The 10,285-nt window shown below is 73.5% G+C and carries 12 protein-coding genes and 1 pseudogene; 4 read left to right on the plus strand and 9 right to left on the minus strand.

All coding sequences use genetic code 11. The features are described 5' to 3' along the window. Positions 1-9 precede the first annotated feature (9 nt). A complete protein-coding gene (locus OHA72_RS48200; RefSeq protein ID WP_327002808.1) occupies positions 10-663 on the plus strand; it encodes a 3'-5' exonuclease in 654 nt (217 codons plus the stop codon). A gap of 24 nt (positions 664-687) precedes the next feature. Here OHA72_RS48200 and OHA72_RS48205 read toward each other — a convergent pair whose 3' ends face one another. Further along, positions 688-1,737, minus strand: coding sequence for an Acg family FMN-binding oxidoreductase (locus tag OHA72_RS48205; protein ID WP_327002809.1), 1,050 nt, complete (start codon positions 1,735-1,737; stop codon positions 688-690). A gap of 194 nt (positions 1,738-1,931) precedes the next feature. Beyond that, positions 1,932-2,336: pseudogene (locus OHA72_RS48210) on the minus strand (CoA-binding protein); the annotation flags it as partial. A gap of 491 nt (positions 2,337-2,827) precedes the next feature. Between OHA72_RS48210 and OHA72_RS48215 the strand changes: the two are divergent. Beyond that, positions 2,828-3,409, plus strand: a complete 582-nt coding sequence (locus OHA72_RS48215; RefSeq protein WP_327002810.1) for a CBS domain-containing protein — start codon at positions 2,828-2,830, stop codon at positions 3,407-3,409. A gap of 36 nt (positions 3,410-3,445) precedes the next feature. On the opposite strand, the gene OHA72_RS48220 is transcribed toward OHA72_RS48215, so the two are convergent. Both OHA72_RS48220 and OHA72_RS48225 read right to left on the minus strand, forming a co-directional pair. After that, a complete protein-coding gene (locus tag OHA72_RS48220) occupies positions 3,446-3,649 on the minus strand; it encodes a DUF1918 domain-containing protein (RefSeq protein WP_327002811.1) in 204 nt (67 codons plus the stop codon). Positions 3,650-3,831: 182 nt separating this feature from the next. Further along, positions 3,832-4,845, minus strand: coding sequence for an Acg family FMN-binding oxidoreductase (locus tag OHA72_RS48225; protein WP_327002812.1), 1,014 nt, complete (start codon positions 4,843-4,845; stop codon positions 3,832-3,834). A gap of 372 nt (positions 4,846-5,217) precedes the next feature. On the opposite strand from OHA72_RS48225, the gene OHA72_RS48230 reads away from it, so the two are divergent. After that, positions 5,218-6,024: a HEAT repeat domain-containing protein gene (locus tag OHA72_RS48230; RefSeq protein ID WP_327002813.1), complete on the plus strand. Its 807-nt coding sequence runs from the start codon at positions 5,218-5,220 to the stop codon at positions 6,022-6,024. Between the two features lie 19 nt (positions 6,025-6,043). Here OHA72_RS48230 and tal read toward each other — a convergent pair whose 3' ends face one another. Together tal and OHA72_RS48240 are read right to left on the minus strand one after the other, a co-directional pair. Continuing rightward, complete coding sequence (tal, locus tag OHA72_RS48235; protein ID WP_442788777.1) at positions 6,044-7,144, minus strand: transaldolase; 1,101 nt, start codon at positions 7,142-7,144, stop codon at positions 6,044-6,046. Between the two features lie 43 nt (positions 7,145-7,187). Continuing rightward, on the minus strand, positions 7,188-7,625 hold the full coding sequence (locus OHA72_RS48240) for a hypothetical protein (protein ID WP_327002815.1): 438 nt from the start codon (positions 7,623-7,625) through the stop codon (positions 7,188-7,190). 96 nt (positions 7,626-7,721) lie between these two features. Between OHA72_RS48240 and OHA72_RS48245 the strand changes: the two genes are divergently transcribed. Further along, complete coding sequence (locus tag OHA72_RS48245) at positions 7,722-8,387, plus strand: helix-turn-helix transcriptional regulator (protein WP_327002816.1); 666 nt, start codon at positions 7,722-7,724, stop codon at positions 8,385-8,387. Between the two features lie 12 nt (positions 8,388-8,399). Here the strand turns inward: OHA72_RS48245 and OHA72_RS48250 are convergent, their stop codons facing one another. From OHA72_RS48250 to OHA72_RS48260, 3 genes are all read right to left on the minus strand, one after another. Continuing rightward, positions 8,400-8,999 (minus strand): adenylate kinase, encoded by a 600-nt coding sequence (locus tag OHA72_RS48250; protein WP_327002817.1) that lies wholly within the window; start codon positions 8,997-8,999, stop codon positions 8,400-8,402. Between the two features lie 124 nt (positions 9,000-9,123). Further along, positions 9,124-9,414: a TraR/DksA family transcriptional regulator gene (locus tag OHA72_RS48255; protein ID WP_327002818.1), complete on the minus strand. Its 291-nt coding sequence runs from the start codon at positions 9,412-9,414 to the stop codon at positions 9,124-9,126. Between the two features lie 11 nt (positions 9,415-9,425). Continuing rightward, positions 9,426-10,190, minus strand: a complete 765-nt coding sequence (locus tag OHA72_RS48260; RefSeq protein WP_327002819.1) for a rod shape-determining protein — start codon at positions 10,188-10,190, stop codon at positions 9,426-9,428. Between the last annotated feature and the right edge of the window lie 95 nt (positions 10,191-10,285).

The following is a 10,285-nucleotide window of genomic DNA, read 5'->3' on the forward strand; positions in this document are numbered from 1 at the left end:
CGCGCCGCGATGCGACTGCGCCGGCGGGCGCCGCTGCCGGTTCCCGGCCCGCGCACGCCCTGGCGGGAGGCGGAGTTCTGCGTCCTGGACCTGGAGACGACCGGCCTGGACCTGCGCCGCGACGACGTCGTCTCCTACGGGGCGGCGATCGTCAGGCACGCCCGGATCCCCTGCGGGCAGGTCGTGTACCGGCAGCTGCGGCCGGCCCGCCCGATCTCGGTGGCCGCCATGACCGTGCACGGCCTGCGCAGCGCGGACCTCACCGACGCCCCACCGATCGGCGACGTCCTCGACGAGCTCATCGAACTGCTGACCGGCCGGGTACCGGTGGCGCACGCGGCCTGGGTGGAGCGCGCCTTCCTGGACCGGGCCCTGCGCCCGCGCGGGCTCCGGCTGGGCCGGACGATGATCGACACCGCCGCGCTCCTGCGGGCCTGCCGCCTCGCCGACCCCGGCGCCGGCCACGAACCCGGTCTGGAGGCCGCGGCGAGAAGCCTGGGGCTGCCGGTGCACACGCCGCATCACGCGCTCGGCGACGCGTTCACCACGGCACAGCTCCTGCTCGCGCTCGCCACCCGGCTGGAACACGCCACGGGCGGCCACCACCCACGGCCGCTCACCGTCGGCGACCTGTTCGCCCTGTCACGGCACCACGGGAACTGAGCCGGCTGCCCGTCGGCATCGGCATCAGCCGTCCGCCGGATGCGGGCCGCCGGGGTCCGCGACGACCTCGACGGCGTCGGCCGCCGCGCGGCGCGGCGCCTGCGGCGGCGCGGCACCCGATCCGGGGACGCCGATCCGGACGCCGATCGCGGGATGGCCCACGTTGCCGAGCATGCGCCGCAGCATCGCCCGCGACGTCGGGTCCTCGACGAGGTCACTCATCGCCGAGGTCGCCAGCCGCTCGGCGGTCGCGGTGAGCAGGACCGCCGAGAGCGCCTCACCCGCCACGAGCCAGGCCGCGGGCTGGTCGACGTCGGTCACGATCACGCCGTAGCGGGCGTTGCGATCGGCCACGTCGATGCCGCTGTAGATGCTCGGACCCGGATCCGCGCCGGTGAAGTCGCGCAGCGGAACGGGTCGGGCGCCCACCGCCGCGACGGTGTCCGGTGGCACGCCCTCCCCTGCCTGCCGCCCGGCACCGGTCCAGGTGGCCAGTTCAGCGCGGTACGCCGGGTCGGCCTGCTGGGCGGAGGCGGCGTGACCGGCTGCGACGGTCAGGGTGGTCAGGTCCTGCGGCCGCACGATGTCCAGGTCCGCCCCGGCCCGGCGGGCCGCGTCGCACAGACGGTCCACGACGTCTTGCGGCACGGTCCGGTCGGCGAACGGCCGCCGGTCGGAGCGCCGGGCGGCGATGGCCCGGCGCAGCCGTTGCGCGTCCGGTGACCAGTCGGCCGTGCCGGCGTACCGCAGCGTCGCGAGCAGGTCCGGGTCGTCGGTGTCGGGCAGCCGGTCGACGACGGCCTCGGTGCCGACGGCGGCCAGCGCGACGCGCGCATGGTGCAACGCCACGCCGCAGCTGACGGTGAGCAGCCGGCCCTCCGGGTCGATGCTGCGCAGCTGCCTGCGCCGGTCCGCGCGGAGCTGGGCGACGTCATGGTCGATGCGCCAGTGCCAGGGCTGCGTGTTCCAGATCGACGGTGCGCGAAGCGCAGCCACCGCGGCCGTCGCGAGGACACGGCTGATCGGTTCCACCCTGACCGGCGTGCGGCCGTCGAGGTGGTGGCTCGTTGTCATGTCGAACTCCCTCCGCGGCGGCGGCCGCTCAACCTGCCGTGCCTCCCCCTGCCGTTCCTGCCTGCTGGCGACGGCCGTCCGGGTCATGACATCGCACGGTCCGTGGTCGAACCCCATTGCGTCTGACCGGCTCCTGCCTGCGACGGCTCCGGCTCCGGCACGATGCCGTGGTAGACCTGGCAGGCCGGCTTGCACCCACCGTGGACCATGTCGGCCAACGCCCGCTCCATCCCCATGCAGGCATCCTCGACATAGTCCAGCCCGAGCTCGTGCGCGAGGTGCTGCGCCTTCGGGTTGGTGATGCCCAGCTGCAGCCAGATGGCGCCGGCATGGATCGCCGCCGCCTCACGGACCAGTTCCTCGGCCTCGGCCGCCGGCCGGAAGACCTGGACCACGTCCACGTGCACGGGCACGTCGGAGAGCCGTGCGTAGACGTGCTCGCCGAACAGCCGTTCGGCATGCGGGTTGACCGGGATGAGGTGCCAGCCCTGTTCCTGCAGCATCTGCGGCACCCAGTGGGCGGGCTTCTGCGGATCGCGTGACGCTCCTACCACCGCGATGGTGTGCGCGTCGGCGAGTATTTGTCGTGGCGTACGCATCGGACTCAGCTCCTCGCTGTGTGTTCGACCAGCGACCCCTCAACCGTGACGCGGCGCGGGACCGGCGTTCAGGGCCGAACGTCCTCCATCGGTGGGACCCCGGCACCCCCGCGGCGACCGGTCCTGGTGCCCGCCGGGGATCCACGGCCGCGGATGCCGCCAGACCTGGATGACGGCGAGCCGCCCGCCGCGACCGGCGGCCTCCTCGAACGCGAGCCGCAGCGGGCGGCGGGCCGAGTCGGATCCGTCGAACCCCGACCACCACGGTCCTTCCAGCGTGTTCCTGCCGTGAGGGCCATGCCAGGCGCTGCCCGGGAATCATGCCGACCGGGTGAGTCGCGACGCCGTGCGACGTCCCGGCACGTCCGGTCATTCCGGATCGGCCGGCGCGTCTGAAGCCGCCGCGAGCGGGCACATATGGACGTCGTGACGGGACATCGGCCGCTGGGACCGACCGTACCGGCAACAGACTTCCGCCCCGGGAGGATCACATGCACGCCAAGGACATCATGAGCCAGCCGGCACACACCGTCCGAACCGACGAACCGGTCGGACACGCGGTGGCACTGCTGGAGCAAGCGCAGATCACCTCCGCGCCGGTCGTCGACGAACGTGGCACGCTGGTCGGCTCGATCAGCGAGTTCGACCTGCTCCGCCGACGCGGCACCGTGGCCGCGCCGGACAGGCCAGGGCCGCCGCCCCGGGTGGCAGAGGTGATGTCGAGCATGCCGGTGGCCGGCTGGCCGGAGGCAGACGTCGCCGACATCGCCCGGCTCATGGTCGAGCGAGGCGTGCACAGCGTCCCGATCGTATCCGACGACGAACACGTCATCGGCGTGGTCAGCCGCTGTGACGTGTTGCGCACGATCATGCCCACGGACGAGGCCGCCGGCCGCGAGGCGCAGCGACGGCTGGACGCCTACACGGGCGGTGAACGGCGCTGGACCGTTGCCGTGCAGGACCGCGCCGCGGTGCTGTCCGGCGCCTCCGACGACGCCACCGAACGTGACATCGCCGCCGCGCTGGTGCGCACCACGGCCGGCATCGACACCATCCGCCTCGCGCCGGCCTGACCGCTGCCGGCGCCCGGGCACAGCCCGGTCGCCCGCTCAGTCGTTGTGATCGTGGGCGGGCTCGAGACGAGCACTGGATCCCGGGAAGACCAGCGCGTCATGCCCGGTGTCCAGCCACCGGATCTCGTACGGCGGAGTGCCGTCGTCATGGCGCAGCGCCGTCACGACGCCGATCCGGCGATGGTCGCCGACATGCGTGCCCTCCTCGATGATCCGATCGCCAACCTTCGCCTTCATCATCAGCTCCCTCACCTCGTCGACCGCTGCTGGCTCACCGCCCTCTTCCCGTCCGGACGCTCGATAACCTTCCGGAGGTCCGGCCCCGACCGCCCGCATCATCGCGTCGCGTGTCGGGCGTGGCGACCGACGTGGCGCACACGACCGGTGCACCGCGCGGGCATCCACGGCGAGCGCCACCGGCGCTACCGATGACCGTCTGGGTGACGCGCGGGCGGCTCGTCGCTCACGACCTCACGGGCCGGGCGGCGCTGGGACGCCGCGGGCGCGGTGGTGCCGGTCTCGACGCCGGCACGCAGGACGAGCTGTGGATTGCCGGGCCGGTGCAGGAGGCTGCGCAGCAGCACGCGGGCGCCCGGCACCTCGACGACCTCGCTCATCGGCGACACGGCCAGCCCGAGCGTGGTCGCGGTGAGCCACACCGCACTCGTCGCCTCGCCGGCCCGCAGCCAGTCCACAGGTTCATCCCCGGCGGTGACCACGATCAGGTACTCGGCAAGACGGTCGTCGCCGGGACCCGGCTCCAGCATCACTGCTCCACCGAGGCCGAAGCCACGCAAGGGAACAGGACGGGCGGCGGGCGCCACCACGGTGCGCGGCGAGACCCCGTCGCCGGACGCAGGGGCGCGCCCGGTCCATTCCTGCAGCTCCTGTTCGGCATGCACGTCCTTGCGCTCGATGGTCTGCGCGCCGACGGCGGCGGCCCTCAGGTACGTGACCTGATCCGCGTCCACGCGGTGCAGCCAGGCATGCTCGGCGTCGGCCGCCGCATGGAGGGCGGCGACGGTGGTGGCGGGCACCGGAACCGTTGCCTGGAACGGACGCCGATCGGTGTGCCGCCGCCGGATGCTGCGCCAGGCGGTGGTGTCGTCGGCGTGGACTGGGTGCGTGCCACCGATGCTGACCCGGGCGATCCAGCGGTCGTCACCGGCCTGGTCGACCCGGTGAACGACCGGTTCGTACCCGGCCGCCGCCAGCGACACCCTCGCGTGGTGCAGCGCCGCGCCGCAGCTCAGGATGAGCATCCGGCCATCCGGGTCGAGAGAGACGAGTTGACGGTCCGGTTCTGCGTACAGGTCGAGGTCCGCGCCGTGGACCTGCCAGCGCCACGGCTGCGTGTTCAGGATCGACGGCGCGAGCCGGGCATCCTCCGCGGCGTTGAGCAGCGCCGCACCGTCGGCGTCCGGAAGATCATCCATGTCCTCAGCCGTCCTCAGCCGTCGCAGAGCCCATGTGCCGGCCCACGGTTCCCCGGCAGCCGCATCCGCCGCCCGGTATTCCAGGGTGCCGCCGGACGGCGCACGACACGTCACCCGCAAAGGATGGGCTCGTGGCACACCGGCCCACGAGGCGTCATGGTGGAGACGCGGGCGGTGGTGCGCGACAGTGCCCATCGGCCCCGTTGCCCGGGCGATCCGGCCTTGGCGCCGCCGGGCGATCCGGCGCACAGTGGGCGTCTGACCGGTTGCCCGGCACTGATCGGAAAGGGGCCGTTGCACCGCGGTGCGGATGCGCCGATGACACCGGCCGCGAGTGACAACCGCACCGGCCGACGAAGGAAGGGGCTGACGGTGACGACCACGAAACACAGCGCCGGGGGCGCGCCGGGGGACCGGCACCGCTCGGCCCTTGCCGGGATGCCACCGGATCAATGGGACACGTACCTACGGACCTGCTCCGGCCTGCCGGGCCCGCGCGCCAACCTGGAACTCGCGCAGACCGCGGCGGACCTCGGTGAGGAACGTGCCTTCCGCCGCTGGCTCGCCTCTGACGACGAGTTCCTCGCACTGTGCGGCGCCATCGGCATCGGACGTCTCATCGCCGACGGACGTGGGCACCTCTGGCCGCTGCTGCGCGCGGCCGCAGACGACCCCCGTTGGCGGGTCCGCGAGGCGGTCGCCATGGGCCTGCAACGCGTCGGCGACGCCAGCACCGAGGAACTCCTCGAGGAGATCGAGGTCTGGGTCGACGGCTCACCGCTGCTGCGCCGTGCTGCCGTTGCCGGCATCGCCGAGCCACGGCTCCTCGGCGACCGGGCCACCGTCCGGCAGGCGCTCATGCTGGTGGAGCGGATCACCCGGACGCTGCTGCACGAGCCCGACCGCCGCGACCCGCGGGTGCAGACCCTGCGGCAGGCACTGGGCTACTGCTGGAGCGTCGTGGTGTCCGCGGACCCGGACCACGGGCTGCCGGCGTTCATGCGCCTGGAGGCGACCGACGACCCCGACGCTCGCTGGATCACCCGGGAGAACCGGCGCAAGAAGCGCCTTCAGGCCGCCATGACGAAGGCAGCGTCCGAGCCGTCGGCTGCCATCGGGCGGAAGGTCACCGCGGCACCGGGCCGGCCGCCGGACAGCCGAGGGTCTCGTCGACCCTGACCGTCCGGCCCGGTGCCGCTCAGCGGTGGCTGAGCCGCTCGGCCTTTGCCGCGAGCGCGGCGAGCACCCGCTGGGATGCGTCGTGGAAGCCGGCGATGCCCTGCGCTTCCAGGGTCAGCCCCACGTCGTCCATGTCGACGCCGGCGGCGGGCAGCCGGCGCATCACCTCGGCCGCTTCGTCCACGTCCGTGTCGATGGTGCGGGCCAGCGTGCCGTGGTCCTCGAACGCGGCGATGGTGACCTCGGGCAGGGTGTTGACGGTGTCCGGGCCGATGAGCCCGTCGACGTACACGGTGTCGGGGTACGCCGGGTTCTTGGTGGACGTGGAGGCCCACAGCGGCCGCTGCGGGTGTGCGCCGAGGTCGGCCAGGCGCTGCCATCGCGGTCCGGAGAACTGCTCGCGGAACAGCCGGTACGCCAGTTTGGCCTGGGCGATCGCGGCCCGGCCGCGCAGCGCCGCCGTCCCCCCGGTCCCGGCGGACGCGAGGCGCCGGTCGACCTCGGTGTCGACCCGGCTGACGAAGAACGAGGCGACGCTGTGCACGGGCGACGGGTCGCCGCCCCGCTCGACGAAGGTTTCCAGCCCGGACAGGTACGCCTCGATGACCTGCCGGTACCGGGCGAGGGAGAAGATCAGCGTGATGTTGATGCTGCGGCCCTCGGCGATCATGGCCTGGACGGCGGGGACGCCCTCGGCGGTGGCCGGGATCTTCACGAACAGGTTGGGCTCGGCGATCAGCTCGTGCAGCGCCCGGGCGGCGACCTGGGTGGCCCGGGTGTCGTGTGCCAGTTCGGCGGCGACCTCCACGGAGACGAAGCCGTCGGTGCCGCCGCCGGCGTCGAACACCGGACGCAGCACGGCCAGCGCGTCGGTGATGTCGTCGACGACCAGTTGCCAGTACGCGTCCTGCAGTGGCCGACCGGCCGCGATCAGCGCCGCGAACTGCTCGTCGTAGTCGGCGGAGCCGAGGATGGCGTTGGCGAAGATGGCCGGGTTGGCGGTCACCCCGCGGATCCCGCCGGCGACCATCCGCGCCAGTACGCCGCCGTGCAGGTGGCCGCGCGTGAGGTTGTCCAGCCACGGGCTCTGGCCGCACTCGGTGTGGAGACGCTCCAACATGGTCATCGCTCTGCCCTCCTGGTTGGACGGGAGCCTCGGTGCGCTACCCGCGCGGCGCGGCCGGGTCCGCCTGCCGGCTGGCCAGCCGCCACAGTGCGAGCGCGCCGACGAGCAGGCCGAAGTCGCGCAGTGCGACGTCGTAGAAGTCGCCCAGGATCAGCAGGTTGACGATGATCCCGGCCAGCCAGGCGGCGACCACGAGGGCGCCGTACTTCGGCCGGACCGCCACGAGGAGGCCGGCCACGATCTCGATCACGCCGACGGCGTACATCGCCTGCTGCGCGGTGCCCGGGACGATCCGGTCGGCGAACGGTGCCAGGTAGCCGGGCCAGTCGGTCAGCAGGTTGACGAACTTGTCCAGGCCGAACGCGATCGGCGCCACCGTGAACACCGTGCGCAGCAGCAGGAACGCGTGGTGGGCCGGATCTGCGCGGTCGGTGAGCCGGGCGGTCACCGACGGGCTGGGTGCGTTCGCGCTCATCAGTACCTCAATCTCTAAAAGCGTGATTGCTGTCTGTTAGAACGCTAGGCCCGGACCTTGTCTAAAGTCAAGGCGTTCGTGTTTTACAATCGGGTCATGGCTCCCCGTCCGTTCCCCGACCGCGTCGCCGCCGTGGCCGCGCTCGACGATCCGGCCCGGCGGGCCGTGTTCGACCTGGTCGCCCGCGCCCAGACGGCGGTCGGCCGGGACGCCGCCGCGGCCGCCCTGGGCGTCAGCCGCCGGGTCGCCGCCTTCCACCTCGACCGGCTCGCCGACGAGGGGCTGCTCGTCGTGGAGTACCGCCGGCCGCCCGGGCGTGGCGGTCCCGGCGCCGGTCGCCCGGCGAAGCTGTACCGGCGCACGGACGGTGAGGTGGCCGTGTCGGTGCCGGAGCGCCACTACGACCTGGTCGGCGGGCTGCTCGCCGCGGCGGTGACCGAGTCGATCGACACCGGAGCCCCCGTGGAAGAGGTGCTGCACCGCGCGGCCTACGACGCCGGCACGGCCATCGGCGCGGCGGCCGGCAGCCTGCCCGCGGCCCTGGAGGACGCCGGGTACGAGCCACGGCAGGACCACGACGACGGCGCCGTCGTGCTGGGCAACTGCCCGTTCCACCGGCTCGCCCAGCAGTTCACGGTGCTGGTGTGCGGGGTGAACCTGCAGCTGCTGCGCGGCGTCGCCGACGGTGCCGGTGACCGGTCCCGCGTCGCGGAGCTCGACCCGGGCCCGGGTCGCTGCTGCGTCCGGCTACGGCCCGCCTGAGGCGCGGACGGCCTACGAGGCGCCGGCGTCCCCGGTCGTGCGCCGCCTGGCCTCCAGCGCGTCGATGATGTCGCGGGCGACGTCCTTCGCCGGCCGCATGGCGTCAATCGGCACGAGGATGCCGCGTTCGCGGTACCAGGCGATGATCGGGTGGGTGACTTCGTAGTACACCCGCAGCCGGTGCCGCATGACGTCCTCGGTGTCGTCCGAGCGCCGCTCGACCACGGCCCGGGCGCGCAGCCGCCGCAGCAGCTCCTCGTCGTCGGCCTGCAGGTGCAGCGCCACGTCGGCGGTCATGTTCAGCTCCAGGCCGATCCGGTAGGCGGCCCGGGCCTGCTCCATCGTGCGCGGCACCCCGTCGAGCACGTAGCCGCCGCCCGCCGCCTTCGCGGCCACGATCGCCTCACGCACCATGGTCATGACGATCGCGTCGGGCACCAGCTCGCCACGGTCGAGGTGCTCCCGCACGGCCTTGCCCAGGTCGGTGTCGCGCGCCACGTGGTCACGCAGCAGCGCACCGGTGGCGATGTGCGGGATGTCGAAGTGGCTCGCGATCACCGTCGCCTGCGTGCCCTTGCCCGCACCCGGCGGCGCGACCATCAACACCCGCATCCTCGTCCTCCGGTCCGCTCGTCATGCTTCGCCGATCGAAGCATGTCCGGTCGCGGGTGACCAGGGTCAACATGCCCATGACCGCCGATCGGCGGATGCGGGGCCGGGGCCGGGGCCGCCGGGTCTACCGGCAGTGCGAGCAGCGGCGGGCGTGCGGTACCGCGACCAGCCGTTGCCAGTCGATCGTCGTCCCGCACGCCTCGCAGCGACCGTAGCTGCCCTCCGACATGCGCCGCAGCGCCTGTGCGGTGTTGGCGACGCCGTGCCGCGCCGACTCGACCTGGGCCTCGTACGTCGCGGGATCCGTTGCGGGGCCGCGCACCGTGAGTTCGGTCAGCCGGTTGGTGTGCACGGCGAATGCGCGCTCCAATCTGTCCCGGAGCAGCTCCACCGGTTCCTGCATCGTGCTGGTCACAACAGTCCTCCTCATGCAACGTTCGTCACGCGACGCCGGGATGGCGCAGCGCCGCGGCGGCGGCGACACCGGCGCCGTTGACCGCCGCGCGGTGTGGCGACGCCGCGCAGTGCACCGGCATGCGCAGCCGCGTCACCAGCTGCGCGGTCAGTGCCGGTCGCGTCGCGCCGTCGCCGACGAGCAGCACCTCGGCGCGTCGCCGCGGACAGCAGTGGTTGCGCGGCCGGTACCCCTCGCAGCTGCCCGATCATGCGGGTGACCGCCTCCGCGACGACGGTGGCGCCGGCGCCGCGGCCGAGGTCGCGGGTGCCCAGGTCGGTGCGCCGCGCCGCGACCACCCGGCCGTGCTCCAGCAGCGCCACCTCGGTGAGCTGGGCGCCGACGTCCACCACGAGCAGGCCGCCCGCGGCTGCTCCGGCGCCGATGGCCGCCGCGCGGACCGTGTCGATGAGCAGCAGCCGCGACGGTGCCAGCACCTCGGTCAGGACCCGCCGCAGGGCCTGCTGCTCCGCCGGGGTGCTCAGGACCGGCCGGCACGCGACCACGACACCGCCGGCCGGCACCGGCTCGTCGAGCTCGCCGATCAGCCGCGACAGCAGCGCGACGCAGCCCGGTTCGTCCAACACCCGGCCGTGGCGCACCAGCGGCGCCGACGTGTCCCGGCCGGATGCGGCCGGACCGGACAGGTTGCCGCCGCCGGACGTCCAGAGCCGCACGCAGCCGCTGCCGAAATCGACGGCCGCCGCGGCGGGCCGGGCGACGTGGTGGCTGGCCATCGGTGCCTCCTCCGCGGTCACGAGTCCTGTGAACCTCCCAGCGTGCCCGCCGTTGCGGGCATCGTCATGGGCAGCCGTCGGCGAAGATGACCGCC

Source organism: Dactylosporangium sp. NBC_01737 (genome assembly GCF_035963215.1).
GTDB lineage: Bacteria > Actinomycetota > Actinomycetes > Mycobacteriales > Micromonosporaceae > Dactylosporangium.

Excerpts from the sequence above, each read along its gene's own strand:
- OHA72_RS48200 (WP_327002808.1), top strand. The coding sequence starts at position 10 with ATGCGACTGCGCCGGCGGGCGCCGCTGCCGGTTCCCGGCCCGCGCACG.
- OHA72_RS48205 (WP_327002809.1), bottom strand. The coding sequence starts at position 1,737 with ATGACAACGAGCCACCACCTCGACGGCCGCACGCCGGTCAGGGTGGAA.
- OHA72_RS48215 (WP_327002810.1), top strand. The coding sequence starts at position 2,828 with ATGCACGCCAAGGACATCATGAGCCAGCCGGCACACACCGTCCGAACC.
- OHA72_RS48220 (WP_327002811.1), bottom strand. The coding sequence starts at position 3,649 with ATGATGAAGGCGAAGGTTGGCGATCGGATCATCGAGGAGGGCACGCAT.
- OHA72_RS48225 (WP_327002812.1), bottom strand. The coding sequence starts at position 4,845 with ATGGATGATCTTCCGGACGCCGACGGTGCGGCGCTGCTCAACGCCGCG.
- tal (WP_442788777.1), bottom strand. The coding sequence starts at position 7,144 with ATGTTGGAGCGTCTCCACACCGAGTGCGGCCAGAGCCCGTGGCTGGAC.
- OHA72_RS48240 (WP_327002815.1), bottom strand. The coding sequence starts at position 7,625 with ATGAGCGCGAACGCACCCAGCCCGTCGGTGACCGCCCGGCTCACCGAC.
- OHA72_RS48245 (WP_327002816.1), top strand. The coding sequence starts at position 7,722 with ATGGCTCCCCGTCCGTTCCCCGACCGCGTCGCCGCCGTGGCCGCGCTC.
- OHA72_RS48250 (WP_327002817.1), bottom strand. The coding sequence starts at position 8,999 with ATGCGGGTGTTGATGGTCGCGCCGCCGGGTGCGGGCAAGGGCACGCAG.
- OHA72_RS48260 (WP_327002819.1), bottom strand. The coding sequence starts at position 10,190 with ATGGCCAGCCACCACGTCGCCCGGCCCGCCGCGGCGGCCGTCGATTTC.